Here is a 26,436-nt window from a genome sequence, read left to right on the forward strand (position 1 = left end):
AGGCTTTTGCGAGGGTACGTCATATTGCACGGGGATTTCGCGAAAAGGTGATTTCGCCCTCCATCATTCCGCCTTATGCTGGTGCTCAATGTGCGCATTTACCCCCTAAGAGGAAGCTTGATGGCCCCCACGAATCGCTCGCCCTTCAGACGAACGCTCGCGCTTATGGCCAGCGCTGCAATTCTTGCGCATGCCGGCATGAACGGGGTCGCCTATGCGCAAACCGCGCCTGAAACGACAGCACCAGCTGTTGTCGCACCCGCTCCGGCTACCCCGGAAACGACTGCTCCTGCGCCCACGCCGCCTGCACCGCAGCCGGCCGCACCAATTCAAGCCGGCGTGCCGAACAACGGCCCGGCGTCGGTCGCCGATCTCGCCGAGGGGCTGCTCGACGCGGTGGTCAACATCTCCACCTCGCAGAACGTGAAGGACGACGAGGGCGTCGGCCCGGCGCCGCGCGCCCCCGACGGCTCGCCTTTCCAGGAGTTCTTCAACGACTTCTTCGACAAGAAGCAGGGCAACAAGGGCGGCAACCACAATGTCAGCTCGCTCGGCTCCGGCTTCGTCATCGACCCGACCGGCTATATCGTCACCAACAACCATGTGATCGAGGGCGCCGACGATATTGAAGTCAACTTCGCCAATGGTTCGAAGCTCAAGGCAAAGCTGATCGGCACGGATACGAAAACCGACCTTTCGGTGCTGAAGGTCGAGCCGAAGACGCCGCTGAAATCGGTGAAATTCGGCGATTCCAGCACGATGCGGATCGGCGATTGGGTGATGGCGATCGGCAACCCGTTCGGCTTCGGCGGTTCGGTGACGGTCGGCATCATTTCCGGGCGCGGCCGCAATATCAATGCCGGCCCCTATGACAACTTCATCCAGACGGATGCGGCGATCAACAAGGGCAATTCCGGCGGGCCGCTCTTCAACATGAAGGGTGAGGTGATCGGCATCAACACGGCGATCATTTCGCCGAGCGGCGGCTCGATCGGCATCGGCTTTTCGGTCCCCTCCGAGCTTGCCTCCGGCGTCGTCGACCAATTGCGTGAATATGGTGAGACGCGGCGCGGCTGGCTCGGCGTGCGCATCCAGCCAGTGACCGACGATATCGCCGACAGCCTCGGGCTCGACAGTGCCAAGGGCGCACTGGTCGCCGGCGTCATCAAGGGCGGCCCGGTCGACGACGGTTCGATCAAGGCGGGCGACGTGATTTTGAAATTCGACGGCAAGACCGTCAGCGAAATGCGCGATCTGCCGCGCGTCGTGGCGGAAAGCACGGTCGGCAAGGAAGTCGACGTTGTGGTGCTGCGCGACGGCAAGGAGCAGACCGTCAAGGTGAAACTTGGCCGGCTCGAGGACAGCGATCAGGCGGCGGCATCCGGCGACGCGGCGCCCGACGGTTCGCAGGATGACGGCGTGATCACCCCGGATCCGGACGAGAACAACGACATGGACCAGCCGGATTCCGGCGATCAGGCCCAGCCTGCACCGGGCGCGCCGGACCAGCACCAGGGCCAGGGCCAGGTGTCACCGGATGCATCAACGCCGAAGAATGTGCTCGGCTTGTCGTTGTCGCTTTTGAGCGCCGAGACGCGCAAGGCTTTCGGCATCGCCGAAAGCGTCGACGGTGTCGTCGTGACCGAGGTGACGCCCGGCTCCGCCTCGGCCGAAAAAGGGCTGAAGCCCGGCGACGTGATCGTCGAGGTGGCGCAGGAGTTCATGAAGTCGCCGGACGCGGTCGCCGCCAAGGTGAAATCGCTGAAGCAGGAGGGCCGCCGGAACGCCCAGCTAATGATCGCATCGGCGAATGGCGATCTGCGCTTTGTGGCGGTGCCGATGGAGTAAGGGGGACTGCGGCGGTGCCGAGCCGCCGCGTTTCCTGTTCTCGCGCAACTTTTCCTCCCTCCTGTGCTCGCAGGAATCCAGCCACGGCGCGTCGGCGCCGTGAATGACGCTTCTGCACGGAGAAAGAGTCTCCCGCGCCCAAGGACTTGGGCGCGCTGGATCCCTGTGACGAGCACAGGGATGAGGGAGATTGGGGTAAGCGTTCGCGCCAAATTCCATGCCGACGCGTTGGATAGCGTGCCGAATGGCTCGGATCGACCGGGGGGATTAGCCGTCCAGAGATGGTGAGCTATTTGAGGGCCTTCGGAGATTGCCCTTTCGCGCGAACCGCCAGCGGTCATCCTTTATTTCCGGACGATATGTTTATCCTCAAGCGCTTCCAAGGCGCGAAGTTCTGCTAGCTGTTCGTCAGTCAAAGCTCGCTTTCTCATTCATTTTCTGTAGCACGATTGAACATTCAACCCGTCACGAAATCCGTCTTCCGATAGCCCTGGATATAGAGCAGCGCCGTCAGGTCGCCGTGGTTGATGCGCATCTGGGCCTCGGCGGCGACGGCGGGCTTGGCGTGGAGGGCGACGCCGGCGCCGGCGAGGTGCAGCATGCCGAGGTCGTTGGCGCCGTCGCCGACGGCGATCGCGTCTTCAGGCGAAATGCCGAGCTGAGCCGAAATCTCGTTCAGCGCATCGACCTTCGCCTGCTTGCCGAGGATCGGTTCGGCGACGAAGCCGGAGAGGATGCCGCCCTCTTCGAGCAGCGTATTGGCACGGTTCTCGTCGAAGCCGAGGGTGGCGGCGATGCGGCTGGTGAAGACGGTGAACCCGCCGGAGACGAGGGCGGTGTAATGGCCTTTCGACTTCATGGTGGCGATCAGTTCCGGGCCGCCCGGCGTCAGCGTGATGCGCTTGGCGATCACTCCGTCGACCACCGATATCGGCAGGCCCTTCAAGAGGGCGACGCGTTCGCGCAAAGCGGGCTCGAAGGCGATCTCACCGTTCATGGCGCGGGCGGTTATGGTCGCGACCTTCTCCTTCAGGCCGACTTCGGCAGCGAGTTCGTCGATGCATTCCTGGCCGATCATCGTCGAATCCATATCGGCGATCAGCAGCTTCTTGCGGCGGCTCTCCTGCTCCTGGATCACGAGGTCGATCGGCGCGCCTGATATGACGGCAAGAATATTAGCCTCGGCCGCTGGCGCTTCGGTGCCGTCACGCAGCGCGATGTCGCAGGCGATGCCGTCTGCCAGCCAGTAGAGGCCGGAAGCGTTCACCGCTTCGGCCGCCTGTTCGGCGATCTTGGGTGTCAGCACGGGATTTGACGGATTGGCAACAAGCGTGGCAACGAGAGCCATGATGGAAAACCTTCTGAGCACAGTGAACGCGATCCTGATAACCGGGCCGACCGCCAGCGGCAAGTCCGCGCTCGCCGTCGAATTGGCCAAGCGCCATGACGGCGTGGTCGTCAACGCCGACAGCATGCAGGTCTACGATACGCTGCGGGTGCTGACCGCGCGCCCGTCGGAAGAGGAGATGCAGGGTGTGCCGCATCATCTCTACGGCCACGTGCCGGCAGGTGCGCCCTATTCCACCGGCAGCTGGCTGCGCGATGTCTCGACGCTGCTGCCGTCGCTCAGGGCCGCCGGCCGGCTGCCGGTCTTCGTCGGCGGCACCGGTCTTTATTTCAAGGCGCTGACCGGCGGCCTCTCCGACATGCCGCAGATCCCGGAGGACCTGCGGGAGGAACTCAGGACGCGGCTGCTTGCGGAGGGGCCGGAGGGGCTCCATTCCGAACTTGAGGCTATCGATCCTGCCATGTCGGCAAGCCTCAATCGCCAGGACGGGCAGCGCATCGTCCGGGCGCTTGAAGTGTTCAAGGCGACGGGACGGTCAATCGCCGATTTCCAGGGCCGGTCGGGACCCGTGGTGATCGACGCTGGCCAAGCTCGCAAGATCGTCGTGCTGCCGGACCGGGCAGTGCTGCATCAGCGCATCAACGGGCGTTTCGAAAAGATGCTGGACCAAGGCGCGGAAGACGAGGTGAGGGCGCTGCTTGCGCTCGACCTGCCGGCCGAGGCGCCTGTGATGAAGGCGATCGGAGTCTCGCAGATCGCGGCGATGCTCAATGGCGGGATGATGCGTGACGAGGTGCTGGAGATGGGGGCAGCGGCGACGCGGCAATATGCCAAGCGTCAAATGACATGGTTCCGCAACCAGATGGACGAGAGCTGGGAACGGCTGATGCTTTAGCCTCGGCGTTCGCCTCCGCCTCCGAAGATCTGCAGGTTCAGCAATTTGACGAGTTCGCCAACCGCCGCCTGCAGCCGGTCCGGCAGAAATCCGCCGAAGCCCAGCATCAGGCCGGGGCGCGCCGGCCGCGTGGCATACATGGGCGAGATCGCGCGCACCGCGAGGCCGGCCGACAGGGCCTGGGCTGCGAGCTGTACGTCGTCGGTCCCCTCGGGCAGCCATAGAAGAATGTGCATGCCCTGGTCGCTCGGCTGAATACGGCATCCCTCAGGCAAGGCTCGCTCGAGGCTTGAGAGCAGGATTGCGCGGCGTTCGGCATAGAGGCCGCGGATGCGCCGGATATGGGCTTCGAAATAGCCTTCCCTCATGTAAGCGGCGAGGACGTGCTGTTCTGCGGTCGGCGAGTGCCGGTCGAGAATGGCGCGCGCGCCGGCGAAGGCTTCCGTCAGCGCAGCAGGGGCGATGACATAGCCGAGCCGCAGCGATGGAAAGAGCACCTTGCTGAAAGTGCCGAGATAGATGACGCGGGAGGGGCGCAATCCCTGCATCGAGGGGAAGGGGTGCCCGGCATAACGCAGCTCGCTGTCGTAATCGTCCTCGACGATCCAGGCGCGGTTTTGGTCGGCCCAGGCGATCAGGGCGTTGCGCCGGGCCATGCTGAGCGGCATGCCGACCGGATATTGATGCGAAGGGGTGACGAAGGCGGCGCGCGCCTGCGGACAAAGTTCGAGGCCGCGTTCCACGTTCATTCCCTGCGCATCGACCGGGATGCGATGCGTCCGTGCGCCGAGATCGTCGAGCACGGCCGTGAGCCCGGGATAGGCCGGATCCTCGGTCCATACCGGATCGTCGCGCGACAGCAGGACACGCCCCGCCAGATAGAGGCCCTGCTGGGTACCCGACGTGACGATCACCTGTTCCGGCTCGCAGTGAACGGCCCGGGCGCGGCGGACATGGTCGGCGATGGCGACCCGCAGCTCGTGCAGTCCCATGGGATTTTGATAGCTAGCGGGGGCTGCCTGTTTCGATGCGCGCACGCGATTGCCGAGACGGCGCCAGTTGTCGTCCGGCGCAATACCGGCAGCCGGGACGGCGATGGCGAAGGGAATGGGCGGGTGAGGGGTGAGGGCGCGGGCGATCGATATCAGCCGGGTCGCCGGGGAGGGCAGGTCGAAGGCATCCGCGCCCGGCGGCGCTGCCTGAGCGGGGGGAAGCGGCGGCGTTGCGTCCACCAGAGCCGAGGCGACACTTGTTCCGGCCCCGACCCTCGCTTCGAGGTAGCCTTCGGCAGTCAGTTGATCGAACACTCCGACGACGGTGCCGCGGGCTATCTTCAAGGAAGCAGCAAGGGTGCGCGTCGAAGGGAGACGCTCGCCAGGCCTGAGCTCTGCGCGTGAGATCGCGCTGCGCAGAGCCTGGGCAAGCTGGCGGCCGACATCGGCGGTTCGGTCGATGGCTTTGAGCGATGGGATCTCGATGGAGTTGCGCCGCTTGGACATGATAAAATGGTCCATGAAGATTGTTGAAAATGGTGCTTCATGGTGGACCAATTCTAGCGCAGAAGGAAGTGAATTGGCCGATTTCGGAAACATGGACATGCAAGATCTTCTCGTCGTCTATATCGCTTATGTCATCGCGGCAGGCAGCCCCGGGCCAAGCAACATGGCCATCATGAACGTGGCGATGCGGCAAGGACGCCGGCCGGCTCTGGCGCTTGCCGCCGGAGTGATAACAATGTCGACATGCTGGGGGCTGATCGCGGTTACGGGCATCTCGACACTGCTTGTTCGCTACGCCCACGCGCTGCTGGTCCTCAAGATCGCGGGCGGGCTGTACCTCCTCTGGCTCGCCTGGAAAGCAGCCCGCTCGGCGACTGCCCGGGATGCGCCGGCGGATGAACTCGCCCGGCCTGCTGCGGAGTTCGGCGCACTCTATCGCCGCGGGATCCTGATGCACCTCGGAAACCCGAAGGCGGTTCTGGCCTGGGTCGCAATTATGTCGCTCGGTCTGAAGCCCGGCGCCTCGCCCGAGACCGCCGTCACGGCGTTCGGCGGATGCGTGCTCCTCGGGGTCTCGATATTTTCCGGTTATGCCGTGCTGTTTTCGACGGCGCCTATGGTGCGCGGTTATGCTCGGGCGCGCCGCTGGATCGAGGGGAGCCTCGCCATCTTCTTCGCGGGCGCTGGATCGCGCCTGCTGTTCTCCCATTGACCGCTTTTCTCAGGATCGCATCATGTCTTCATCATCTCCGTTTCATGTTCTTTCGGCCTTTCCGCCAACCCCCGCCGATGCGGATGGCCGGGTGGACACCGAAGCCCTTTGCCGTCTGCTCGAGCCTTTGTGTGATGCGGGCGTCTCCTCCATCGGCCTTCTCGGCAGCACTGGGATTTATGCCTACCTCACGCGCGAGGAACGGTTGCGGGCCATCGAGGCGGCGGTCGAATGCGTCAAAGGGCGTGTTCCCATCGTTGTCGGTGTTGGCGCTCTGCGGACAGACAGCGCCTGCGACCTTGCGAGGGATGCCGAAATGGCCGGCGCGGATGCGCTTCTGCTGGCGCCGGTGTCCTACACGCCCTTGACCCAGGAAGAGGCCTACCAGCATTTCCTGGCGGTCACGAAGGCGGCGGCGCTGCCGCTCTGCATCTATAACAATCCCGGCACGACCCACTTCACCTTCAGCCGCGAGCTACTGCGGCGCCTCTCCGATATCGAGACGATCAAGGCGGTGAAGATGCCTCTGCCGGCCGACGGCGATGTGCGAGGGGAACTCGCGGCATTGCGCGAGAAGACCGATCTCGCGATCGGCTATAGCGGCGACTGGGGTGCGGCCGAGGCGCTGCTCTCTGGCGCCGATGCCTGGTACAGCGTCGTCGGCGGCTTGCTGCCGCGCACAGCCCTTGCCCTGACCAAGGCGGCGATTACAGGCGACAGCAACGAAACACGCAGGCTCGATGGGCTCCTTGAGCCGCTTTGGAGGATGTTCAAGGAACTCGGAAGCATCCGCGTGGTCTATATGCTGGTCGAGTATCTCTTGCTCACCCGGGCGGAGCTGCCGCGGCCTCTCATGCCGCTCGGAGCCGCGGACCGGCAGCGTGTCCTTGAGGTGGCCGAGCCGCTGATCGCGCTGGAACGTCAATCCTTGTTGTAGAGGCTGCTCAGCGGTTTCTTCAGGATGCTTTCGCGGAGCGACGTGCCGGGCTCCCGGCGGGTGACCGCGGGCTGATCCGTTGGCGGTGCCGGCCGGGGAAAGACCGGTTCTTCGCGGCGCATCTCGCGGCGGAGCGCGTCCAGCCGGGGATCGATCGCCGGCGGCGCGGCGGGGTCGAGTCGCGGTGCCTGCGGCAGCAGCTCACGCCGGTAGGATTCGAGCGGAGCAGACGAGGGGGCAGGCGATGCATAGGGCTTGTCGTCGATATCCTCGTCGATCGCGTCAAACTCCTCGGGGGCTGCCGCTGAGGCAGCATAGCTCTGCTGGAAATTCGAAATGTCGGGTCCGACGGTCACCGCCCGCATGCGGGTGACGATCTTGCGCAGATCGACCGTATCGGGATCTTCCTCGCTGTGTTTGCTGTTGGCGCTGGCAGCCTTCGGCAGCAAGCTCTCGTCGACGCGGGAAAAGCGCATGCGCATCGGCACGCTGATCGCCTCGCCGAATGCGATCGCCTCGCCGTTGCCGATCGAGGAGATAAAGCTCGTCGTCGAGATCGACGAGTTGGGGATGGCCGAGCGGATGATTTCCTGGTCGCGGTTGTTGGCCAGGCGCATGGCAAAGAGGGTGGAGCACTGCGACAGGATCGTCTGGTCGAGTTCACCCGGCCGCTGGGTGATGATCCCCAGCGAGACACCGTATTTGCGGCCCTCCTTGGCGATGCGGGCGATCGCCTGGCGCGTCGGCACGAAACCGAGGCTGGGATCGGAGGGGATGTAGCGGTGGGCTTCCTCGCAGACGACCAGCATATGGATGGCGCCTTCGCTCCACAGTGCCACTTCGAAGGCCATGCGGCAGAGCACGGAGGCAACCGAATTGACCACCTCGGAGGGAATGCCGGCCAGCTGGAAGGTGCAGATCGGCCGGTTCTCGCCGGGAATGCGGAAAATCTGCGCGATGGTCTCGGTGATCGTGTCGCTGATCGTATTGTTGGAGAACATGAAGTGATAGCGCGGATCGTTGATCGCGGCGATGAGGCGCATTTTCAGCGACCGCAGGAAAGGCTTTTCCGTGCGGCCTTCCAGGCGGCCGATGCGCTCGTCGATCAGCGCCAGCAGATCGGCCATGCGATAGGGAACCGGCGTGTCGGCAGTGATCGAGCTCTTTTCCGTGGTGCGGCGCACCAGCGAGTTGTCGCTGCCGCGGAAGGCGCGCTTGGCCTCGGGCAGGATATCGCGCAGCATGTCGAGCTCTTCCGGCACCGGCGGGCGGCCGCGAAAGACGACTTCGGCGAATTCCTCCAGCCGCATCAGCCAGAAGGGCAGGTCGAGCGTATCGGTATCGATGGTGACGGCGTGCTTGGGAAAAGCGGCGGCGAATTCGTTATGCGGGTCGAGGATCAGCACCCGCAGCTTCGGGTTGGCCGCGATCGCCTTATGCAGCAGCAGCGACACGGCCGTCGACTTGCCGACGCCGGTGGAGCCGACGACGGCGAAATGCTTGGAGAGCATCGAGGGGATGTGGATCGCCGCGTCGATGCTTTCGTCCTGCGTCAGTTTGCCGATTACAGCGGTCGTACCCTCTCCGGCATCGTAGATGCGCATCAGGTCGGCGGCGCGGATGCGGTGGGCGATGGCGCCGAGATAGGGATAACGCGAAATGCCGGTGGAGAATTCCTCGCGCCCGTCCTCATGGACACGGACTTCGCCGAGCAGCTCGGTCTCGATCTTGAACGTATTGTCCTCGCCTTCGCCCCAGGCATGGCCGCCGGTGTTCATCTGATAGACGAGGGCAACGACGCGGTTGCGGCCGACGCTGATCGAAATCAGCCGGCCGACGGACCAGAGCTCGGTCAGATCGGTGCCGCCGTCTTCGGCGACGGCGGCGATCGTCGCCCTGGATCCGCTGCACGCAACGACGCGGCCGAGAAAGCGATTTCCCGGCGCATGGCCATCGCGGCGATCGTGCTCGCCTGCCTTGCCAGACACGCGCAAGTCGTTGTTGAGCAAAGGGCTACTCCCTACAATGGGGGAAAAGAATAAAGTTAATCCTTTAACAAATTCTTCAGGCCACGGATTTCAGGGGGTAAAGGCTGCGGGCGGATTTTTATTGCGGCATGCGTTGACGCTGCGAAATTTTCTGTCTATCACTTCCGACCATGAAAATCGCAATGGCTCTTATCGTGGTGGGAAAGCGCATGGGCAGGATGGTGTAACCATCCGGCGGTAGCCACCCATGCGCTAGATGACAGGCTCCTCCGGGGCCTTTTTTTATGCCCGAAATTCGGGCTTCCGGCCACAAACGCAAATCCCAGCATAAACGGAACAGACAGATGAGCACGGACAATCAGGCGGCAGGCAATCGGATGACGGGAGCGGAGATCGTTCTCAAGGCGCTGAAGGACAACGGCGTCGAACATATCTTCGGCTATCCCGGCGGCGCGGTTCTGCCGATCTATGATGAGATCTTCCAGCAGGAAGAGGTCAAGCACATCCTCGTCCGTCACGAGCAGGGCGCAGGTCATGCGGCCGAAGGCTACGCCCGCTCCACCGGTAAGGTCGGCGTCATGCTGGTCACCTCGGGTCCGGGCGCCACCAATGCGGTCACGCCGCTGCAGGACGCGCTGATGGATTCGATCCCGCTCGTCTGCCTGACCGGCCAGGTTCCGACTCCGCTGATCGGCTCCGACGCCTTCCAGGAATGCGATACGGTCGGCATCACCCGGCCCTGCACCAAGCACAACTGGCTGGTCAAGGACGTCAACCAGCTCGCCGCCATCATTCACGAGGCCTTCCGTATCGCTCAGTCCGGCCGTCCGGGCCCTGTCGTCGTCGATATTCCGAAAGACGTGCAGTTTGCCACCGGCACCTATACGCCGCCCGCCGATTACATGATCCAGAAGAGCTATCAGCCGAAGATCCAGGGCGACCTCAACCAGATCCATGCGGCGATCGAGCTGATGGCGACGGCGCGCCGTCCGATCATCTATTCCGGCGGCGGCGTCATCAATTCCGGTCCGGAGGCCTCGAAGCTGCTGCGCGAACTGGTCGAACTCACCGGTTTCCCGATCACCTCGACGCTGATGGGGCTCGGCGCCTATCCGGCTTCGGGTAAGAACTGGCTGAAGATGCTGGGCATGCACGGCTCCTACGAAGCCAATATGGCGATGCATGACTGCGACGTCATGGTCTGCATCGGCGCCCGCTTCGACGACCGCATCACCGGCCGCCTCAATGCTTTCTCCCCGAATTCGAAGAAAATCCATATCGATATCGATCCCTCTTCGATCAACAAGAATGTCCGTGTCGATATCGGCATCCGCGGTGACGTCGGCCATGTCCTCGAAGATATGGTCCGCCTGTGGCGGGCGCTGCCGAAGAAGCCGGAGAAGAACCGCCTCGAAGAGTGGTGGACCGATATCGCTCGTTGGCGGGCGCGCAACTCCTTCGCATATACGAAGAGCAATGACGTCATCATGCCGCAATATGCGCTGGAGCGGCTCTATGCGCATACCAAGGACCGCGATACCTACATCACCACCGAAGTCGGCCAGCATCAGATGTGGGCGGCGCAGTTCTTCGGCTTCGAGCAGCCGAACCGCTGGATGACCTCGGGTGGCCTCGGCACGATGGGCTACGGCCTGCCGGCGGCCCTCGGCGTCCAGATTGCCCATCCCGACAGCCTCGTCATCGACATTGCCGGCGACGCCTCAATCCAGATGTGCATCCAGGAAATGTCGGCGGCGATCCAGCACGACGCGCCGATCAAGATCTTCATCATGAACAACCAGTATATGGGCATGGTGCGCCAGTGGCAGCAATTGCTGCACGGCAACCGTCTGTCGAACTCCTATACGGAAGCGATGCCCGATTTCGTCAAGCTGGCGGAAGCCTATGGCGCCGTCGGTCTGCGCTGCGAAAAGCCCGATGAACTCGACGACGCCATTGTCGAGATGATCGAGGTCAGGAAGCCGGTGATCTTCGATTGCCGGGTCGCCAATCTCGCCAACTGCTTCCCGATGATCCCCTCGGGCAAGGCGCATAACGAAATGCTGCTGCCTGATGAAGCCACCGACGAAGCGGTCGCCAATGCGATCGACGCCAAGGGCCGCGCGCTCGTCTGATATTGTTAATTTGCGCATAATCCTTTCCGAAAATCGTTTTCCATTTTCGGGGTTATGCGACAGGGAAGAGGAAACTCAAGACCATGAACGCACACCTACAGCCCACGGGCTCCGCCTACTTCATCTCGCCGGAAACGGCGGCGATCGAGAGCCACACGCTTTCCATTCTCGTCGATAACGAACCGGGCGTCCTTGCCCGGGTCATCGGCCTGTTTTCCGGCCGCGGCTACAATATCGAGAGCCTGACGGTTTCAGAGACCGAGCATCAGGCGCATCTTTCCCGCATCACCATCGTCACGCGCGGCACGCCGCAGGTGCTGGAGCAGATCAAGGCGCAGCTCGAGCGCATCGTACCGGTACACCGCGTCGTCGATTTGACAGTGCGCGCCCGCGAACTCGGCCAGGACCGGCCGATCGAGCGCGAGGTGGCGCTGGTCAAGGTGATCGGCGAGGGCGAGATGCGCGCCGAGACGCTGCGCCTTGCCGATGCCTTCCACGCCAAGGTGGTGGATGCGACGATCGATCACTTCATTCTGGAGATCACCGGCAAGTCTTCCAAGATTGATCAGTTCATCGCGATCATGAAGCCGCTCGGCTTGATCGAGGTCTGCCGCACCGGCATCGCGGCGATGAACCGTGGTGCACAGGGAATGTAAGCCCGGCAGTGCAATCGTGCCGAAAGCCGCTGGAGATCAAAGCATCTCCAGCGGCTTTTTCCTTTCCGTCGGCGGGAAGGCGGCGTCCAATGCCTGCCAGTCCTCATCGGTGATCTCAAGCGAGACGCAGTCGCGGTTCTCAGCCGCGCGTTCGGGATTCGACGTTTTCGGGATGACGATAACGCCGTCGCGTTCGAGCAGGAAGGCCAGCGCCAGCTGCGCCGGTGTCGCCTGATAGGCCTTGGCGATGTGGATCAGCTCGGGATGGTGCAGGATATGTCCCTGCTCGATCGGTGAATAGGCCATAACCGGGATGCGGCGGCTCTGGCACCAGGGCAGGAGATCGAATTCGATGCCGCGGCGGGAGAGATTGTAGAGCACCTGGTTGGCGGCGACATTGGCGCCGTCGGGTACGGTGAGCAATTCCTCCATGTCGTCGGTGTCGAAGTTGGAAACGCCCCAGGCGCCGATCTTGCCTGAGGCCTTCAGCATTTCGAAGGCCGCGACGGTTTCGGCCAGCGGATGACTGCCGCGCCAGTGCAGGAGATAGAGATCGATGCGGTCGGTGCGGAGCCGTTCCAGACTGCGCTCGCAGGCTTCGATCGTGCCTTTCAGGCTGGCATTCCAGGGATAGACCTTGCTGACGATGAAGACCTCGTCGCGCCGTCCGCTGATCGTCTGGCCGACGATCTCCTCGGCGCCACCGTCACCGTACATTTCGGCGGTGTCGATCAGCGTCATGCCGAGATCGATGCCGGCCTTGAGACTTTCGATCTCGGCCCTGGCATGGCCGGCATCCTCGCCCATGGCCCATGTTCCCTGGCCGAGCGCAGGCACCTCAGCGCCGTTCGGGAATTTGACGGATGGAATCGGGTCGTCCTGCATGGGTTTCTTCCTCGGCAAAAGATTGGGCTGTGTCGCCATCTTTCCAGTAATCCTGTCACCATGACAATGATGCAATGGCATGGATAATTTTGGACAGTTATGCTGACCTAAATGAACAGGCTGGAAAAGGCCGGTTCGGGAGGTCTCATGCCGCTGGATACGTTTGTCGCCCTCGTTCTCTTCGCCTTCACGACCTCGATCACGCCGGGGCCGAACAATATGATGCTCTTTGCCTCGGGCGTGAATTTCGGCTTCCGCAGAACGATCCCGCATATGTTCGGCATCGGTGTCGGGTTCTTCTCGCTGCTCATCGGCGTCGGTCTTGGACTTGGCGCGGTGCTGCATACGATGCCGGCAGTCTATACGGCGTTGAAATTTGCCGGCGGCGCCTATCTCGTCTGGATCGCCTGGAAGATCGCCTCGTCGCGATCGCTTAGCGAAGGCAAGAGCGCCGTCAAGCCAATGTCTTTCTTTTCGGCGGCGGCCTTTCAGTGGGTCAATCCAAAAGCCTGGGTGATGGCGGTCACCGCGATGGCGACCTATACCAATCCCGAACTCTATCTCGTCAGCGTGCTTCTCGTCGGCCTCGCCTTTGCGGCGGTCAACGTGCCGAGCGTTTCGACTTGGGCAGGCTTCGGCTCGGCATTGCGGGAATGGCTTTCCGATCCGGTGCGGCTGAAATGGTTCAATATCAGTATGGCGGTGCTTCTGGTGGCGAGCCTCTGGCCGATGCTAAAATAGGGTGATCGACGGCTTCGCCAGCATCAGCCAGAGAATGCCGATGACGGCTGAGAAGGCCGGGAAGCCGCAGGCGAACCAGATGCGGTAGAGGCTGAAATAGGCCGGCGGCAGGGCGCCTCCCGATGCTGCTGCGGCGCGGGCGAAATCGCGCAGGCGGATCTGGATCCAGGCGACCGGCAGCCAGAACAGGCCGGTGAGAAGATAAAGCAGCAGCGACAGCGCGATCCAGCCCTCCGTCAGCTCCCAGCCGATCGAGCGCACCAGCAGATATCCGGTCACGGGTTGAAAAATGGCGGCCGTAGCGGTGAAGATCGTATCGGCAATGACGACGGTTCCAGCGACGTGGGCGATCAGAACGGAATCACGCGTGCGATGCGCCATCACCATGAAGAAGGCGATGCCGGCGCCGGTGCCGAAGAGCACGGTCGCGCCGATGACATGGGCAAGCAGCAGCCATTGCTCGAGCATCAGCGTTCATCCAGTGTGGCAAGGGCCGTCAGCGTCAGTAAGATCGACGGCAGCACCTTGACGAGGGGACCGAGCGGATCGAGCCAGAGCATCGGTTCGAGCAGGCTGGCGCCGGCGAGATAGGCGAAGGAGACAGCCAGCATGCCGAGAAGCGCGCGTTTGGCGAGCGGACGGAAAAGCACGGCAGCGCCGAGCGTCACGTCGATCAGGCAAGTTGCAAGCGTCAGCGCGGTGGCCGTGGACTCCGGCATGAACGGCAGGAAATGGGCGGATGTCTTCTGCAACGCCAGCAGCGGGATCAGGCCGGAGAGCAGCCAGAAGGCGGAGAGCCCCGATATGACGAGCGGCTTCAGCAGATAGAGCCGGGCAAACCAGAGATCCTGCACGCCGGATGGATTGGCTGATAGGGTTGCCGCAGCGGATGTCGCGACGAGGCCGCTTTCTCCCTTTACGTTTCGTATGCCCTCCGACATGACTGCCATCGCCGTCGAACGCAGCGGCGAACGCCAGCCGAGCAGCCCTGCGGCATCGGCAAGCCACATGACGGGCTTTGCAAGCCACGGCGCAAGGGAAAAGACGCGGGCGGGGGGCAGGCCCAGCCATTGCCGGTGAAGGCTGACGAGATCGGCAAGCGTCAGGGTCTCGTCGGCGGCGAGATCGATATCACCGCGGAGGCCGACTGCAACCGCCCGCGACACGGCTTCCGCCACATCGTCCACCGGCAGCGTTTCGACCGGGCTTTCGGCATGGACGAGCGGCAGCGCCAGGGGGAGGGCGGCAAGCGCCCTGAGCAGCGACGAACCGCCATGGGCATTGCGGCCGAGAACGAGGGCAGGGCGAAGGATGAGATGCGGCAGGCCGCTTGCTGCCAGCGCCTCGTCGGCCCGCCGTTTGGTGGCGAGGAAGGGCAGGTCGCCCGCCGCGCCCGCCGTCCTTGCCGATATCTGCACGATCAGAGGCTGCGATGTCCGTTTGGCGGCGGCATAGAGCGCCAGCATCGCTTCGGCCTGCGTGGCCGAGAGATCGTCCGAGAGCCCATCCTGCAGCGCGCCGGCGCAATTGACGACAGCTTGCCGGTCTTTGAGGAGGTCTTGCCAGTCCTCGGGCTTTGTCATGCGCGAGAGATCGCCGCGCCGCCATTCGATCGCCGGCTGTTTCAGACGGGCACGCATGGGGTTGCGGCCGAGCCCGGTCACGGAATGCCCATCGGCGACGAGCCGGGCCGCGACGACGGAGCCTATGAAGCCGGTTGCGCCGAGAATCAGAATGTTCATGGCGGGAGATTAGCGGAAAAGATCAGAGCGCATAGAAGGGCTTGGCGGGGTTGTGGTGTATGATAGAAAGAGGAAGATGACTTTATGAGCATGCCTTAGGGTTTTGCGGGACGTTGCCACGATTCCCTTCTCCCCCGCGGGGAGAAGATGCCGGCAGGCAGATGAGGGGGTGAGCGGCAGAGCCGCGAATGCTCGTAGCGCAAGCGAAGGGCAATCATGACAGGTGTGCCGTGCGGCCCCCTCATCCGACCCTTCGGGCCACCTTCTCCCCGCTGGGGAGAAGAGGGAGCAAGCCGCAAGCTTTGAGGAAACGGGGCGCTTATCCGCGTTCCGGGAGGATATTGCGATGCACGACGACCACGACCAAAATGACGACCACGGCCACCACCACGACAACCACTATTCCGACATGCAGGCCCGCGTCAAAGCGCTGGAAACGCTGCTGACGGAGAAGGGTCTCATCGATCCGGCGGCGATCGATGCGATTGTCGAGACCTATGAGACCAAGGTGGGGCCGAGGAACGGGGCGCATGTCGTCGCCAAGGCCTGGAGCGATGCCGATTTCGCCGACTGGCTGAAGCGTGATGCGACAGCGGCGATTGCGAGCCTCGGTTATACCGGCCGGCAGGGCGAGCATATGCGCGCCGTCTTCAACACGGCCGAGACCCATAATCTCATCGTCTGCACGCTCTGCTCCTGTTATCCCTGGTCGGTGCTCGGGCTGCCGCCGGTGTGGTACAAGGCGCCGGCCTATCGCTCGCGCGCCGTCATCGATCCGCGCGGCGTGCTTGCCGAATTCGGCCTGACGCTGCCGGAGGGGAAAAAGATCCGTGTCTGGGATTCGACGGCGGAGCTGCGTTATCTCGTGATCCCCGAGCGGCCTGAGGGCACGGACGGAATGGACGAAGCCGCACTGGCCGGCCTCGTCAGCCGCGATGCGATGATCGGCACGGCCATTGCCGGCAGCTCGAAGATTTCAGCTGCCGGCAGCCCGGAGGCTTTGACATGAACGGACCGCACGATCTCGGCGGGCAGATGGGTTTCGGGCCTGTCGCGCCCGAAAAGGACGAGCCCTGTTTCCACGCCGAATGGGAAAAGCGGGCGCTCGGCATCACACTTTCCTGCGGCGCTTTCGGCGCCTGGACGATCGATGAAAGTCGGCATGCGCGCGAAAATATTCCGCCGGCCGATTATCTCGCCGCCAGCTATTACGAGATCTGGATCCGCGGTGTCGAGACGCTGCTCGCAAGGCACGGTTTTGCTACGCTCGAGGAGCTGGTCTCCGGGCGAAAGCTGCAGGCAGGCACGGTGCCGAAGCGGGTGCTGAAGGCAGAGATGGTGCCGGGCGCGCTGGCGAAAGGGGGGCCTTGCGATCGTTCAGTCGAAACCGCCCCGCGCTTTGCGGTCGGCGAGGCGGTGAGGACGAAGAATTTCAATCCGGCCACCCATACGCGGCTGCCGCGTTATGCGCGCGCCAAGACGGGCGTCGTCGAGGCGGTGCAAGGCGCTTTCGTCTTCCCCGACGATAATGCGCATGGCCGCGGCGAAAATCCGCAATGGCTCTATACGGTCGTCTTCGGCGGCGGTGAGATCTGGGGCGAGGACGCGGATCCGTCGCTGACGGTCTCCATCGATGCGTGGGAGTGTTATCTTGAGCATTTGTGAGACGCCGTCTCAGCTGGCGCAATCGCTTGGGTTACCGAAGTCGCCGGAGGGGGATCCGGTCTTTCCCGAGCCTTGGGCGGCGGACGCCTTCGCCATGACGGTGCATCTGCACGAGAAGGGGCTGTTCGCCTGGGGCGAATGGGCGGAAGTCCTGTCAAAGGAATTGCACAAGCCTCATCGCGCCGAGGATGGCAGCGATTATTTCGACTGCTGGGTGGTGGCCCTTTCCGAACTGCTCGTCAGCCGCGGCATAGCGGATGCATCTGCCATTCTCGACCTGCAGCAGAGCTGGCAGCGGGCCGCCGAAGCCACGCCGCATGGGCAGCCGATCGAACTTGCCAACGATCCAAAGCGCTGATTCTCACGAAGGGAACTGCCGATAGCATTCCTCGGCCACACCGCGCAGGGTCTCACGCGTGATTTCGCCGGTGACGGCATAACCGAGTTCGCCGTCGATCCAGTAGAAGGTCTCGAGATTGCCCGATGAGGCGAAGCGGAAGCTCGTCGTACGGTTTTCGGTGTTGCGGCCGACGATGACGGTCAGTCGCTCGCCGGCCTGGTTCTCGTACATGAACATGGCGCCCGGTCTGTCATCGACGGGCAGCAGGCGGCCGCCGACCAGCTTGAAGCCGAGCGGCTGCAGGTTCGGGATCTTCAGGTTCTGGATGGCGAGGCGCTTGCCGAGCCAGGTGGCGAGATGAGCCTCCTCGTCGGCGAAGACCTCGACCGGGTGGCGAACCTCGGCGGCATAAACCAAGAAAGCGGTCTCGGCCTGCTTCGGCAGGGTTTCGGAGCCGGCAAGCTGCAGCTCCGGCTTTGTCAGAAGTGCCGGGCCGTAATGGCCGCTGACGGCGCCGAGCGCGAAGACGACGAGGGCCGCGGCGGCGATCGCCAGGCGTCTCCACGCCGACGAGACGGTGCGCGGGGGTGATACGAGCAGGGCGTCGGTGTCTTTCGCCTGTTCATACCCTGAAAACAGCGACCGGATGCCGCTATTCTGCGCTTGCCATTCAGCGACCAGGGCCGCCTCGTCGGGATTGTCGGCAAGATAGGCTTCGATGCGCGCGCGCGCCGCTTCGGCCAGTTGGCCGTCGGCATAGGCGTGAAGATCGGCTTCGGTGACGATCGGGTTGGTCTCGTTCATTTCGGTCTCCGAAGCGTAATGACGTTATCGGCTTTCAGCCGCTCGGCGACGCGCTGGCGGGCGCGCGACAGCCGGGACATGACGGTGCCGATCGGGATGTCGAGGGCGGCGGCAACTTCGCCGTAGGTGTAGCCCTCGATGACCACGAGCATCAGCACGGCGCGGTGCTCCTCCGAAAGGCTGTTCAGCGCATCGTCGAGCCGGGCGCGCGCCAGCGGATCGGCCGGCGGTTCGGGTGCGGCGAGGTCCCCTGCGGCGTCGAGTTCGACGACAGCGTCGCGCGCCTTGCCGCGCCGGCCGTTGCGGTAGAGATTGGTCATGATGGTCAGGGCCCAGCCGCGCAGGTTCAGGCCGCGCCATTGCCCGCGGCGCGCCAGCACCTTCTCGACGCAATCCTGGAGCAGATCCTCGCCATCGGCATCCGAACTCGTCAGGCTGCGCGAATAGCGCCTGAGCGAGGGGAGGAGGGCCAGGATCTGGCCCTCGAAACTTTCGGGTGCGGGTGTTTTCACGCCAGCCGCTTTCTGATGATCAAGGCCCCCGCGATCAAGGTTTGGCAAGGTCCCAGTTGCCGCCGACGCCGTCGCCGGTGATGTCTCCCGACTTCTTGTCCTTGACCCAGTAATAGAGCGGCATGCCGTCCTTGGCCCATTGTTTCGTGCCATCCTTACGATCGATGATCGAATATGCACCATCGGCCTTGGCACCGGAAGCGGCCATCAGCGGCGGCCAGTTCTTGGCGCAATCGTCATTGCAGTTGGAAACGCCCTTGGCGTCCTTTTTGAAGGTGTAGAGGGTCATGCCGTTTTCGCCGGCAAGAACCTTGCCCTTGGCCGATTCGACTTCCTTGACGGGAGCGGCTGCGAAAGCAGCGGTTGCGGCGAGGGCCGCGGCGGCCACGACGGACAGGAATTTCACGGATTTCATGATGTCTCTCCTTGAGAACTGGGCACGCAATTTTGCGATACCTCAGATGAGACACGAGACGCGGCGGTTTTATTCCCGACGCATGGAAAGTTTTAGGGCAGGAGGCGCGCGGGAGCCCGTGCCGACATTCCGCGGGCAGGGGCGGAGGCCTGTTTGCGCGGTCATTTACATCATGCCGATTTGCGGATAGTGTATATCCTTAATTCCGTCGCAGAACCAGTATCACGCGAGTTGCTGAATGATCCTGAAAAGCCAGGTCGAGTGGGCGCTCCATTGCTGCGCCATTCTCGCGAGCCTGCCCGAGGGCAGGTATCTTTCCACCAAGGCGCTCGCCGAGCTTCATGGCCTGCCGAAGGAATATCTCTCCAAAGCGCTGCAGAGCCTGTCGCAGGCATCGCTGGTCGAGACCACACTCGGCCCGAGCGGCGGCTACAGGCTTGCCCGGGCGCCGTCGGAGATCAATTTTCTCGAGATCGTCGAGGCGGTCGAGGGCAAGGCGCGCAGCTTCACCTGCACGAATATCCGGGAGAACAATCCCTGCCGGCCGGCCGGCTATTGCGACAGCAAGCCTTGCGCGGTCGCCCGCGTCATGTGGGAAGCCGACGAGGCCTGGCGCGATACGCTGAGGCGCGTCCGGCTTTCCGACCTGGTCGGCACCTTGTCCGAGGAAGTGCCGGCTGACCTCTGGCGGAGCACCTTCGAATGGGTTCTCAAGCGCGCCGGCTGATTACCCCCTGAAGATGGTCCTGATGGTTTTCAGAATGGCACGCGGGCTGTGGGCGGCGGGTTCCGCCGGCAGGGCGGCGCCGTTGCGAAAGCGCTCCGCGCGGCTGGCGAGATCTTCGGCAATTTCCTCAGCCAACGCCGGACGCTCGTTCAGCAGCGGCGCGAAGGCCTGCTGATCTATTTCATAGACGGTCACCGGCGTTAGAGCCTCCAGGGTACAGACTTCCTGCATGCCGGCGAGCAGTCCGGTCTCGCCGAAAAAATCACCCGGCGCGAGCCGCCCGCGTTCCCCATCTTGGTGCCGCGCCGCAACAATGCCGGCCCGCACCATCATCAGCGATGGCAGCATTTCGCCCTCCCGCACGATCACGTCGCCTTTGCGGAATTCACGCACGGCGGCGGTCTCGGCGAGTTTTTGCTTTTCATCGGCCGTCAGCGTCGCAAAGATCGGAATGGCTTCGATCAGTTCGAGCGGCGTCACACGCGCCGGCCGTGCGCTCTCTTCGGTCGGCGGATCGCCGGTCAGGACCGAGGCCGCCGCCGGAACGGCGAGAAGCAGGCCGGCCGATTTGCAGTGGCGATAGACGAGATCAAGCACTTCGTTTCGCGCCGGCACACGCTGGCTGGGGCTCGTTACCCGGAACTGCAGCTCGACTTCCAGCGCCGTGGCGTCCAGTCCCTTCAACGCAACGACCGGCGGCGGCTCGCGCACGATGGAATTGCAGCTTGCCAGCGCCGTTGCCATGACGTGGCGAACCGATGCCGGCATCCGTGTCGGAGCGATGCGGATCGTGAGGATCAGCAGATGGCTCTCGTCCGGCCGGCTGACATTGGTCAGTCCGAGCTTGGCCAGAAAGCTGTTCGGCAGCACAACGACATTGTTGGCGCTGGTCAGGATATGGGTCGCGCGCCAGTTGCTCTCGACGACGCGCCCTTCCGTGCCATCGCTCAAAAGAATCCAGTCGCCGATGACATAGGGCCGGCCGAGTGTCAGCGCGATGCCGGAGAAGACGTCGGCGAGCGTATTTTGCAGCGCAAGGCCGAGAATGATGGCGACCACGCCCGAGGTCGCAACGAGGGTGCCGATCGGCACGCCGAAGACGAAGGCCAGAACCGACAGCGCCATGCCGATATAGACGACGCCGATGACGAGATCCTGCAGCAGGCGGGCCTCCCGAGGGCTGCCTTCCAGAACCAGATACAGCCTGATGAAACCGATGACGGCCCACGCCAGATGAATCCACCAGAGCGTTTTCGCGACGATGACGAGCAAGGCCTGCGGATCCTCGGCCCCATATCCTTGAAACCGGTGGGGTTCGATGCCGCTGCCGACGAGGATCAACGTCATCACGGCAAAAAAGAGGATCTGCACCACCAGCCGGGTGGTCGGTCGCTGGCTGGAGAGGCAGTACCAGACGACAATACCGGCGAAGCCGACTGTTATCAGGGATGTCAGAGGCTTGCCGAAGAGCGCGTCGTAGATCATCGGTCTCTGTCTCCGGGAGGGGCGGGCGGCATATGATTGAGCATGTCGGCCGCCCGCGCAAGCATCGGCCCGGCGCGGACGGGTTTGGCGGCGCCTTATTTCTTGAGGGGGTAGGTCAGTTCTTTCTGGTTGGTGTCGACCACGAACACGGCGAGCAGGCGGGCGGGTTTCGTTTCGCTGCCGTTGGCGCTGACCCCGTGGCGGTCGCCCGGCATTTCGGAAAAACTCTCGCCGGCCTGATAGACCTTGACCGGGCCGTCATTGACCTTGCTGCGGATCGATCCTTCAAGCACGGTGGCGTAGATGAAAGCCGAGTCGGGATGGGTATGGCCTTCGGAGAAGCCACCGGGACCATATTCGACCAGCACGCCCTTGATGCTCTTGCCGGGCACGTTCGGAAGCGGGTGCTCATAGACGAGGGTGACCTTGGCAGATTTGCTGCTGTCGTGGGCGCCGGCGCCGGTGGCCGCCAGGCAGACGAGGGCGGCGGCGAGGAATGAAGCTCTGATCATGGGAATCTCCAACTTTGCTGGGGTGGCAGGACGCGTCCCAGTGGCCGCGTCCAGGGACAAAATCACTTCGGCTGGGCGGATTTCGCGAACCATTGTTCGAAGGTGATCGAACCGAGCCGCGGCCTGTCGTCGGAAACGAGCGACTGGTCGTTGAGCCGAACTCCGAAATATTTCGCTTCCGGATCGGCCTCGACGACACGCGGGTCGTTCATGGCCTTCAGATATCGGGCGACCAGTTCGCTCAAGCGCGCCCGTTCCGGACCTGATATCTCGATCGTGGCGTTGGCGGGCGCGGAGAGCGCCACATCTGCCATGGCGTCGGCGACGTCGTCGGAGGCGATCGGCTGCACATAGGCCGGCGACAGGCGAACCGTCTGGCCGACCGTGCCCGACTGGGCGATGCCGTTCAGGAATTCCATGAACTGCGTCGAATGCACGATGGTATAGGGGATGCCCGACGCCTTGATCAGCTTTTCCTGGGCAAGCTTGCCGCGGAAATAACCGCTGTCCTGCAGACGCTCGGTGCCGACGACGGAGAGCGCGATATGATGCTTGACGCCTGCCGCTTTCTCGGCGGCGAGAAGATTGCGCCCCGACGTCTCGAAGAATTCGAGCACGGCCTTGTCTTCGAAGGAGGGCGAATTGGCAAGATCGAGCACGATTTCGGCACCCTCGAGCGCCTCTGCCAGCCCTTCTCCCGTGATCGTATTGACGCCTGAGTTCGGCGAGGCGGCGATCACCTCATGTCCCTTCTGGCGCAGGCGGGCGACAGTCTTCGTACCGATGAGGCCGGTTCCGCCGATGACAACGATTTTCATAACAGGTCTCCGTTCGCCGCCGGGGTGCGGCGGCGTCAAAGGTGAATCTTCTCAATAAATTGTAAGGTTTAGTTCAAGCCAGCCTTGTCGAGGCCGTAGGCCTTGTCGGCCGAACCGGGCACGGTCTTGAAGCCGACATTGACGCGGTTCCAGGCATTGATGGCCATGACGACGAAGGTCAGGTCGGAGATTTCCTTTTCGGAAAGCTGGCCGCGAACCCGTTCGTAAATCTCGTCGGGAATGCCGCCTTCTGGAAGTTTCGTCAGCGCTTCGGTCCAGGCAAGGGCGGCGCGCTCGCGGGGAACGAACAGGTTCGATTCCCGCCAGATGGCGACGTGGTGGAGCCGCAGCTCCGTCTCGCCGTGGATCTTTGCCTGCTTCACATGCATATCGAGGCAAAAGCCGCATCCGTTGATCTGCGAGGCGCGGATTTCGATGAGCGCCTGCAGCTTCTCGTCGATGACGCTGCTTCTCAGCGCCATGCTGAATTCCATGAATTTCTTGAAAAGCTCGGGGGACTGCTGGGCATAGTTCAATCGCTGGCTCATGTCATTTCTCCTCTAATTAAGGATGTTTAATATCCTTATGGATAAAAGATATCCTTAATTGCTGGACTGTAAAGCCATTCTCGCCTAGGCTGCCTGCATAAAGCCTATGCGCAAAAGTATGAGGGGCAGAGATGGATATCGTTTCGGCATTGCGGACCTTCCAGCGCGTCGTCGAGACGGGCTCGTTTTCGGCGGCGGCACATGATCTCGATGTGACGCAGCCGGCGGTCTCGCGGCAGGTCGCATCCCTCGAAGGCCATTTCAATACCCGCCTCCTGCACCGCACGACCAGTGGCCTGTCGCTGACGGCGGAAGGGGAACGGATGCTGCCGATGGCGCTCAAAATTCTCGCAGCGGTGGAGGAGCTCGGCGATGCCACTGGATCGGATGGAGCCATGGCTTCCGGAAAGGTCAGGCTCAGTGTTCCGGCACCGCTCGGCCTCTATCTCAGCGAGCGGCTCGGCGATCTTCTCGCCGCCCATCCGAAACTCTCCGTGGAACTGCTCTTCAGGGAACAAAGTTCCGATATGATCGAGGAGCGCCTCGACCTCGAAGTGCGCCTTGGCTCGGTCGCCGACAGCAGCCTCGTCTGCCGGCGGATCGGTTGGACGACGGCCTTCCTCGCCGCATCGCCCGCCTATCTCGCGCGCAAGGCGCCGCCGAGGACGCCGAAGGACATCAAGGAGCATGAGTGCCTGTGCTACGACAGGGCTGGCGATGTTGCGACATGGTCGTTCTCCAATGGGTCGGAAGACATTTCGGTTCGGATCGCGCCGCGGCTGACCGCCTGTAGCGCGGTTGCCATTCACCGGGCGGCGCTTGCCGGCGCGGGTCTGGCGGTGCTCTCCCATATCATCGCATTGCCCGATATTGCCGCCGGCCGGCTGATCCCCGTGATGGAGGATTTTCAGCCGAGCCGGCTGCCGATCACCGTCGTCTATCCCTCAAGACGAAACATGCCGCTGCGCGTCAAGACGGTTCTGGATTTTTTGACCGACGCGATCGGGCAGAACCCGTCGATGTGCGCCAGCGGCATGGACCGGCGGTGGGACGGATGATCGTCCCGCCGGGCGATTTGCGGTTTTCCGCCTTGCCTAACGTCCGCGAATCCTGCCAAGTCGTCCGATCATGCAATTTGCGCCGCAACAAGACGAAGCCCTCAAGGCTGTTTCGAAATGGCTGAATGAGGGGCGCTCGCCGCTCTTTCGCCTGTTCGGCTATGCCGGAACGGGGAAGACGACGCTTGCCAAGCATTTCGCCGAGAATGTCGACGGCGACGTGCTGTTTGCCGCCTTTACCGGCAAGGCGGCGCAAGTGTTGCGTTCGCGCGGCGCCTCCAATGCGAAGACGATCCATTCGCTGATCTACCGGCCGCGCGGCGAGGAGGCAGTCGAGGACGAGGAAACCGGCAAGACCTCGATCGCGCCGATGTTTTCGATCAACCGGCAGAGCCCGGTCGCCAAGGCGGCGCTGATCATCGTCGACGAATGCTCGATGGTCGACGAGGCGCTCGGCAAGGATCTGATGAGCTTCGGCACGCCGATCCTGGTACTCGGCGATCCCGGCCAGTTGCCGCCCGTCAGCGGCGGCGGATACTTCACCAATCAGGATCCGGATTACCTGCTCACCGATATTCACCGGCAGGCGCGCGACAATCCGATCATCAAGCTCGCCATGCAGGTGCGTGAGGGCAATGAGGTGATGTATGGCGATTACGGTACGGCCAAGGTGATCTCGAAGAACGAGGTGACGCAGCAATTGGTCCTTGATGCCGACCAGGTGCTCGTCGGCACCAACAGGACGCGGCGGCGCTATAATCAGCGCCTGCGCGAGTTGAAAGGCTTCAATGCCGAGTATCCGCAGACCGGCGACAAGCTCGTCTGCCTCCGCAACGATCCCGCCAAAGGCCTGCTCAACGGCTCGCTCTGGCAGGTGATGACCTCGTCCAAGGAAACGACGAAACCCGGCATCAACCTGCTCGTCCGGCCTGAGGACGACGACATGGATCGGGGGGCTGCCAAGATCAAGCTCCTGAAACAGGCCTTCGAGGATGTCGAGGGCGAGATTCCCTGGAACACCCGCAAACGCTACGATGAGTTCGACTATGGCTACGCGCTGACCGTTCATAAGGCGCAGGGTTCGCAATGGAACGACGTCGTGCTCTTCGACGAGAGCTGGGCCTTTCGCGATACGCGGGAACGCTGGCTCTATACGGCGATCACGCGCGCGGCGGAGACGCTGACGATCGTGCGCTGACCTCGATCGCGCCTCGCGATCTGGGAAGGCGACGGTGGCGGCCGTCGGGCGCGTATCGGACTAGGCCTGCACGATTCCCAGCAGCACGGCCTTGGCGATTGCCTGGAAGCGGTTGTTGGCACGGAATTTCAGGATGATTCCGGCTTCGAGATCCCTGGTCTCATCATGCTTCAGGTCGAGCGCCCGGGCGATTCGCTGGGTGGAATAGCCCTCCGCCATCAGTTCCAGGCAACGCCGCTCCTGCGGGGTCAGGCTTGCGCTGTGCTGGTTGTCGTTGAGCGGCGGCTCTTCGATATTCTCGTCGTAATCCAGAAGGTCGCCGACCTGCTGGAGCTGGCGGTGCAGCGTCGACATCTCGGCCGTCAGCTCGCGCTTGCGCACCTGCAGCACCTCGCGGAACATCGCCTCGGCCCTTTCCTGCGAATCGGCCTTGCGAAGCTCGTCCATCAATTCCTGGATGACGGCGATCGGCATGCCGGTCTCGCGGCAGACGGTGATGACTGCCATGCGCATCACGTCATCCTGGCCGTAGACCCGCATCAGGCCGATGCGATTGGCGGAAATCAACCCCTTTTCTTCGTAGAAATGCAGTGTCCTGTGCGTAACGCCGAATGCGTTGGCCATATCGGCGATCGGCACCGGACCGTCCGGTAGATCCGGCGGCAGCGCGGCCGAAGGCAGGAACCGGTATTTCGACCGGGCCTCCGAAGCGATACCGGCGGCAGCAAACAGGCTTTTGGAACCGTCTGGCATGAACCCTCCTAGGGCATCGTGTTGCACCTCATGCGGATTTGCCAGTTGCTTCCCAGGCGCGGCGAGTGGGGTTTTCCTCTGGGCGTTCTTGTCATTGGGAAAAGAAGCAGTACGCGGCCTACGTTTACGCGATACAATGCCCACGTTATGCGTGAACGATCTTTTTTATAAGTGCTAAAAGTAATCTCTTTTAAATGGGATAGCAACGTAACGAC

The 26,436-nt window shown here is 62.9% G+C and carries 27 protein-coding genes; 13 read left to right on the plus strand and 14 right to left on the minus strand.

Translation table 11 applies throughout. The features are described 5' to 3' along the window. The first annotated feature begins 120 nt into the window (after positions 1-120). Positions 121-1,848: a Do family serine endopeptidase gene (locus ATY75_RS25385; protein ID WP_088939664.1), complete on the plus strand. Its 1,728-nt coding sequence runs from the start codon at positions 121-123 to the stop codon at positions 1,846-1,848. A 457-nt stretch (positions 1,849-2,305) separates the two neighbouring features. On the opposite strand, the gene serB is transcribed toward ATY75_RS25385, so the two are convergent. Continuing rightward, positions 2,306-3,196, minus strand: coding sequence for a phosphoserine phosphatase SerB (gene serB / locus ATY75_RS25390; RefSeq protein ID WP_088939665.1), 891 nt, complete (start codon positions 3,194-3,196; stop codon positions 2,306-2,308). Here serB and miaA point away from each other — a divergent pair. Beyond that, positions 3,195-4,091: a tRNA (adenosine(37)-N6)-dimethylallyltransferase MiaA gene (gene miaA, locus ATY75_RS25395; protein WP_190241420.1), complete on the plus strand. Its 897-nt coding sequence runs from the start codon at positions 3,195-3,197 to the stop codon at positions 4,089-4,091. The genes serB and miaA overlap by 2 nt on opposite strands. Here the strand turns inward: miaA and ATY75_RS25400 are convergent. Further along, positions 4,088-5,590, minus strand: a complete 1,503-nt coding sequence (locus ATY75_RS25400; RefSeq protein ID WP_190241421.1) for a PLP-dependent aminotransferase family protein — start codon at positions 5,588-5,590, stop codon at positions 4,088-4,090. The two genes, miaA and ATY75_RS25400, sit on opposite strands and share 4 nt — an antisense overlap. Before the next feature lie 97 nt (positions 5,591-5,687). On the opposite strand from ATY75_RS25400, the gene ATY75_RS25405 reads away from it, so the two are divergent. Together ATY75_RS25405 and ATY75_RS25410 are read left to right on the plus strand one after the other, a co-directional pair. Next, positions 5,688-6,302, plus strand: coding sequence for a LysE family translocator (locus ATY75_RS25405; protein WP_088939801.1), 615 nt, complete (start codon positions 5,688-5,690; stop codon positions 6,300-6,302). A gap of 22 nt (positions 6,303-6,324) precedes the next feature. Next, positions 6,325-7,239 carry a dihydrodipicolinate synthase family protein gene (locus ATY75_RS25410; RefSeq protein WP_088939668.1) on the plus strand — a complete coding sequence of 305 codons (915 nt, stop codon included), beginning with the start codon at positions 6,325-6,327 and terminating at the stop codon, positions 7,237-7,239. Here ATY75_RS25410 and ATY75_RS25415 read toward each other — a convergent pair. Then, positions 7,224-9,248 (minus strand): ATP-binding protein, encoded by a 2,025-nt coding sequence (locus ATY75_RS25415; RefSeq protein WP_088939669.1) that lies wholly within the window; start codon positions 9,246-9,248, stop codon positions 7,224-7,226. The genes ATY75_RS25410 and ATY75_RS25415 overlap by 16 nt on opposite strands. A 323-nt stretch (positions 9,249-9,571) precedes the next feature. On the opposite strand from ATY75_RS25415, the gene ATY75_RS25420 reads away from it, so the two are divergent. Next, entirely contained in the window at positions 9,572-11,362 is a 1,791-nt protein-coding gene (locus ATY75_RS25420) for an acetolactate synthase 3 large subunit (RefSeq protein WP_088939670.1), read from the plus strand. 83 nt (positions 11,363-11,445) lie between these two features. Continuing rightward, positions 11,446-12,018, plus strand: coding sequence for an acetolactate synthase small subunit (gene ilvN, locus ATY75_RS25425; RefSeq protein WP_064839471.1), 573 nt, complete (start codon positions 11,446-11,448; stop codon positions 12,016-12,018). A 36-nt stretch (positions 12,019-12,054) separates the two neighbouring features. On the opposite strand, the gene ATY75_RS25430 is transcribed toward ilvN, so the two are convergent. Next, positions 12,055-12,903, minus strand: coding sequence for an aldo/keto reductase (locus tag ATY75_RS25430; RefSeq protein ID WP_088939671.1), 849 nt, complete (start codon positions 12,901-12,903; stop codon positions 12,055-12,057). Positions 12,904-13,050: 147 nt separating this feature from the next. Between ATY75_RS25430 and ATY75_RS25435 the strand changes: the two genes are divergently transcribed. Further along, positions 13,051-13,644, plus strand: a complete 594-nt coding sequence (locus ATY75_RS25435; protein WP_064839467.1) for a LysE family translocator — start codon at positions 13,051-13,053, stop codon at positions 13,642-13,644. Here the strand turns inward: ATY75_RS25435 and ATY75_RS25440 are convergent. Both ATY75_RS25440 and ATY75_RS25445 read right to left on the minus strand, forming a co-directional pair. Further along, positions 13,636-14,112 (minus strand): DUF2269 domain-containing protein, encoded by a 477-nt coding sequence (locus ATY75_RS25440; protein WP_088939672.1) that lies wholly within the window; start codon positions 14,110-14,112, stop codon positions 13,636-13,638. The genes ATY75_RS25435 and ATY75_RS25440 overlap by 9 nt on opposite strands. Then, positions 14,112-15,386, minus strand: coding sequence for an SDR family oxidoreductase (locus ATY75_RS25445; RefSeq protein ID WP_088939673.1), 1,275 nt, complete (start codon positions 15,384-15,386; stop codon positions 14,112-14,114). Before ATY75_RS25445 ends, ATY75_RS25440 begins: the two co-directional genes overlap by 1 nt. A 346-nt stretch (positions 15,387-15,732) precedes the next feature. On the opposite strand from ATY75_RS25445, the gene nthA reads away from it, so the two are divergent. Genes nthA through ATY75_RS25460 form a run of 3 tightly spaced genes read left to right on the plus strand, consistent with a single transcriptional unit; the run spans position 15,733 to position 17,409 of the window. After that, a complete protein-coding gene (gene nthA, locus ATY75_RS25450) occupies positions 15,733-16,395 on the plus strand; it encodes a nitrile hydratase subunit alpha (protein ID WP_088939674.1) in 663 nt (220 codons plus the stop codon). Further along, positions 16,392-17,051 (plus strand): nitrile hydratase subunit beta, encoded by a 660-nt coding sequence (nthB, locus tag ATY75_RS25455; RefSeq protein ID WP_088939675.1) that lies wholly within the window; start codon positions 16,392-16,394, stop codon positions 17,049-17,051. The genes nthA and nthB overlap by 4 nt, the downstream gene beginning before the upstream one ends. Beyond that, complete coding sequence (locus ATY75_RS25460) at positions 17,038-17,409, plus strand: nitrile hydratase accessory protein (protein ID WP_088939676.1); 372 nt, start codon at positions 17,038-17,040, stop codon at positions 17,407-17,409. Before nthB ends, ATY75_RS25460 begins: the two co-directional genes overlap by 14 nt. A 3-nt stretch (positions 17,410-17,412) precedes the next feature. Here the strand turns inward: ATY75_RS25460 and ATY75_RS25465 are convergent, their stop codons facing one another. Genes ATY75_RS25465 through ATY75_RS25475 form a run of 3 tightly spaced genes read right to left on the minus strand, consistent with a single transcriptional unit; the run spans position 17,413 to position 19,122 of the window. Next, positions 17,413-18,195: an anti-sigma factor gene (locus tag ATY75_RS25465; protein ID WP_088939677.1), complete on the minus strand. Its 783-nt coding sequence runs from the start codon at positions 18,193-18,195 to the stop codon at positions 17,413-17,415. Then, a complete protein-coding gene (locus ATY75_RS25470) occupies positions 18,192-18,707 on the minus strand; it encodes an RNA polymerase sigma factor (RefSeq protein ID WP_088939802.1) in 516 nt (171 codons plus the stop codon). The genes ATY75_RS25465 and ATY75_RS25470 overlap by 4 nt, the downstream gene beginning before the upstream one ends. Positions 18,708-18,741: 34 nt before the next feature. Continuing rightward, a complete protein-coding gene (locus tag ATY75_RS25475) occupies positions 18,742-19,122 on the minus strand; it encodes a hypothetical protein (RefSeq protein ID WP_088939678.1) in 381 nt (126 codons plus the stop codon). Positions 19,123-19,360: 238 nt separating this feature from the next. Between ATY75_RS25475 and ATY75_RS25480 the strand changes: the two genes are divergently transcribed. Further along, a complete protein-coding gene (locus tag ATY75_RS25480) occupies positions 19,361-19,849 on the plus strand; it encodes an Rrf2 family transcriptional regulator (protein WP_088939679.1) in 489 nt (162 codons plus the stop codon). On the opposite strand, the gene ATY75_RS25485 is transcribed toward ATY75_RS25480, so the two are convergent. The 4 genes from ATY75_RS25485 to ATY75_RS25500 all read right to left on the minus strand — a co-directional run bounded on the left by ATY75_RS25485 (position 19,850) and on the right by ATY75_RS25500 (position 23,212). Continuing rightward, the gene (locus tag ATY75_RS25485; protein WP_088939680.1) at positions 19,850-21,334 is read right to left on the minus strand and encodes a cyclic nucleotide-binding domain-containing protein; all 1,485 of its coding nucleotides are present in this window, start codon (positions 21,332-21,334) and stop codon (positions 19,850-19,852) included. Positions 21,335-21,429: 95 nt separating this feature from the next. Continuing rightward, entirely contained in the window at positions 21,430-21,846 is a 417-nt protein-coding gene (locus ATY75_RS25490) for a cupin domain-containing protein (RefSeq protein WP_088939681.1), read from the minus strand. Positions 21,847-21,908: 62 nt separating this feature from the next. Further along, on the minus strand, positions 21,909-22,664 hold the full coding sequence (locus tag ATY75_RS25495) for an SDR family oxidoreductase (RefSeq protein WP_088939682.1): 756 nt from the start codon (positions 22,662-22,664) through the stop codon (positions 21,909-21,911). Positions 22,665-22,732: 68 nt separating this feature from the next. Further along, positions 22,733-23,212, minus strand: a complete 480-nt coding sequence (locus ATY75_RS25500; RefSeq protein WP_064839436.1) for a carboxymuconolactone decarboxylase family protein — start codon at positions 23,210-23,212, stop codon at positions 22,733-22,735. Positions 23,213-23,343: 131 nt separating this feature from the next. Here ATY75_RS25500 and ATY75_RS25505 point away from each other — a divergent pair, with 131 nt between their 5' ends. Both ATY75_RS25505 and ATY75_RS25510 read left to right on the plus strand, forming a co-directional pair. Beyond that, the gene (locus ATY75_RS25505; RefSeq protein WP_088939683.1) at positions 23,344-24,270 is read left to right on the plus strand and encodes a LysR family transcriptional regulator; all 927 of its coding nucleotides are present in this window, start codon (positions 23,344-23,346) and stop codon (positions 24,268-24,270) included. Between the two features lie 70 nt (positions 24,271-24,340). After that, positions 24,341-25,468, plus strand: a complete 1,128-nt coding sequence (locus tag ATY75_RS25510; RefSeq protein WP_071087645.1) for an ATP-dependent RecD-like DNA helicase — start codon at positions 24,341-24,343, stop codon at positions 25,466-25,468. 60 nt (positions 25,469-25,528) lie between these two features. Here the strand turns inward: ATY75_RS25510 and ATY75_RS25515 are convergent, their stop codons facing one another. Further along, positions 25,529-26,221, minus strand: coding sequence for a MerR family transcriptional regulator (locus ATY75_RS25515; RefSeq protein ID WP_088939684.1), 693 nt, complete (start codon positions 26,219-26,221; stop codon positions 25,529-25,531). Positions 26,222-26,436 lie beyond the last annotated feature (215 nt).

It is taken from the genome of Rhizobium sp. N122, from assembly GCF_002211295.1.
Classification (GTDB): Bacteria; Pseudomonadota; Alphaproteobacteria; order Rhizobiales; family Rhizobiaceae; genus Rhizobium.

What these genes read in the sequence shown, in the direction of transcription:
- ATY75_RS25405 (WP_088939801.1), top strand. Translation starts at nt 5,688, where the DNA reads ATGCAAGATCTTCTCGTCGTCTATATCGCTTATGTCATCGCGGCAGGC.
- ATY75_RS25485 (WP_088939680.1), bottom strand. Translation starts at nt 21,334, where the DNA reads ATGATCTACGACGCGCTCTTCGGCAAGCCTCTGACATCCCTGATAACA.
- ATY75_RS25475 (WP_088939678.1), bottom strand. Translation starts at nt 19,122, where the DNA reads ATGAAATCCGTGAAATTCCTGTCCGTCGTGGCCGCCGCGGCCCTCGCC.
- ATY75_RS25400 (WP_190241421.1), bottom strand. Translation starts at nt 5,590, where the DNA reads ATGTCCAAGCGGCGCAACTCCATCGAGATCCCATCGCTCAAAGCCATC.
- serB (WP_088939665.1), bottom strand. Translation starts at nt 3,196, where the DNA reads ATGGCTCTCGTTGCCACGCTTGTTGCCAATCCGTCAAATCCCGTGCTG.
- ATY75_RS25430 (WP_088939671.1), bottom strand. Translation starts at nt 12,903, where the DNA reads ATGCAGGACGACCCGATTCCATCCGTCAAATTCCCGAACGGCGCTGAG.
- nthB (WP_088939675.1), top strand. Translation starts at nt 16,392, where the DNA reads ATGAACGGACCGCACGATCTCGGCGGGCAGATGGGTTTCGGGCCTGTC.
- ATY75_RS25500 (WP_064839436.1), bottom strand. Translation starts at nt 23,212, where the DNA reads ATGAGCCAGCGATTGAACTATGCCCAGCAGTCCCCCGAGCTTTTCAAG.
- ATY75_RS25505 (WP_088939683.1), top strand. Translation starts at nt 23,344, where the DNA reads ATGGATATCGTTTCGGCATTGCGGACCTTCCAGCGCGTCGTCGAGACG.
- ATY75_RS25410 (WP_088939668.1), top strand. Translation starts at nt 6,325, where the DNA reads ATGTCTTCATCATCTCCGTTTCATGTTCTTTCGGCCTTTCCGCCAACC.
- miaA (WP_190241420.1), top strand. Translation starts at nt 3,195, where the DNA reads ATGATGGAAAACCTTCTGAGCACAGTGAACGCGATCCTGATAACCGGG.
- ATY75_RS25445 (WP_088939673.1), bottom strand. Translation starts at nt 15,386, where the DNA reads ATGAACATTCTGATTCTCGGCGCAACCGGCTTCATAGGCTCCGTCGTC.
- ATY75_RS25495 (WP_088939682.1), bottom strand. Translation starts at nt 22,664, where the DNA reads ATGAAAATCGTTGTCATCGGCGGAACCGGCCTCATCGGTACGAAGACT.
- ATY75_RS25465 (WP_088939677.1), bottom strand. Translation starts at nt 18,195, where the DNA reads ATGAACGAGACCAACCCGATCGTCACCGAAGCCGATCTTCACGCCTAT.
- ATY75_RS25420 (WP_088939670.1), top strand. Translation starts at nt 9,572, where the DNA reads ATGAGCACGGACAATCAGGCGGCAGGCAATCGGATGACGGGAGCGGAG.
- ATY75_RS25385 (WP_088939664.1), top strand. Translation starts at nt 121, where the DNA reads ATGGCCCCCACGAATCGCTCGCCCTTCAGACGAACGCTCGCGCTTATG.
- ATY75_RS25435 (WP_064839467.1), top strand. Translation starts at nt 13,051, where the DNA reads ATGCCGCTGGATACGTTTGTCGCCCTCGTTCTCTTCGCCTTCACGACC.
- ilvN (WP_064839471.1), top strand. Translation starts at nt 11,446, where the DNA reads ATGAACGCACACCTACAGCCCACGGGCTCCGCCTACTTCATCTCGCCG.
- ATY75_RS25510 (WP_071087645.1), top strand. Translation starts at nt 24,341, where the DNA reads ATGCAATTTGCGCCGCAACAAGACGAAGCCCTCAAGGCTGTTTCGAAA.
- ATY75_RS25515 (WP_088939684.1), bottom strand. Translation starts at nt 26,221, where the DNA reads ATGCCAGACGGTTCCAAAAGCCTGTTTGCTGCCGCCGGTATCGCTTCG.
- nthA (WP_088939674.1), top strand. Translation starts at nt 15,733, where the DNA reads ATGCACGACGACCACGACCAAAATGACGACCACGGCCACCACCACGAC.
- ATY75_RS25440 (WP_088939672.1), bottom strand. Translation starts at nt 14,112, where the DNA reads ATGCTCGAGCAATGGCTGCTGCTTGCCCATGTCATCGGCGCGACCGTG.
- ATY75_RS25480 (WP_088939679.1), top strand. Translation starts at nt 19,361, where the DNA reads ATGATCCTGAAAAGCCAGGTCGAGTGGGCGCTCCATTGCTGCGCCATT.
- ATY75_RS25490 (WP_088939681.1), bottom strand. Translation starts at nt 21,846, where the DNA reads ATGATCAGAGCTTCATTCCTCGCCGCCGCCCTCGTCTGCCTGGCGGCC.